The sequence below is a fragment of the Bacillus sp. LR--39 genome, assembly GCF_053613335.1.
In genome coordinates this window covers 1-574 of the sequence record NZ_JBSIOT010001314.1, presented here as the reverse complement: position 1 = coordinate 574, position 574 = coordinate 1, and the positions used below count along the sequence as shown (strand labels likewise).

Here is a 574-nt window from a genome sequence, read left to right as displayed (position 1 = left end):
ATTTTCCGCTGTCACCAAAACTGTCAACCAGCTGGTCAAGCTCTTTTTCTTTAGATGAAAAAGTGACACTCTGAATGCCCTTCAGTTCCTTAATATCGTTCTGAAGCTTGTCCTGTGCCTTCTGATCTGCAGTCAGATCAACCAGCACTTTGATTTCGACTTGTTTTTCTGCATTCGTGGCCATGTTATTCAAATTCAGCATAATCACTAAAAACACGCCGACTAAAATCAGCGTAACGGTTACAGCACTAATGGATGCAAATGTCATCCATGTGTTTCTCCCGAGAGATTTAAAACTCTCACGCAAGTGGCGCCCGAGAATTTTAATCATATGAACCATACTCCCCTCTTGACTCATCACGCACAATGATACCATCTTCGATTGCAATGACACGTTTCTTCATGGTGTTTACGATTTCTTTATTATGTGTCGCCATCACGACTGTTGTCCCGCGGTTGTTAATTTCCTCCAGCGTCTTCATGACTTCCCAAGACGTATCCGGATCAAGGTTTCCTGTCGGTTCATCAGCAATGACAACATCAGGGTTGTTCACAATTGATCTTGCAATAGATA

1 protein-coding gene and 1 pseudogene are annotated in these 574 nt (G+C 42.5%); both read right to left on the bottom strand.

What is annotated here, in order from left to right; all coding sequences use genetic code 11:
• Nucleotides 1-331 (bottom strand): permease-like cell division protein FtsX (locus tag ACWHAR_RS30200; RefSeq protein ID WP_452088818.1); only part of this gene is annotated, 331 nt, incomplete at its 3' end.
• Nucleotides 324-574 (bottom strand): annotated as a pseudogene (locus ACWHAR_RS30195) (cell division ATP-binding protein FtsE); the annotation flags it as partial. The gene ACWHAR_RS30200 and the pseudogene ACWHAR_RS30195, both read right to left, overlap by 8 nt.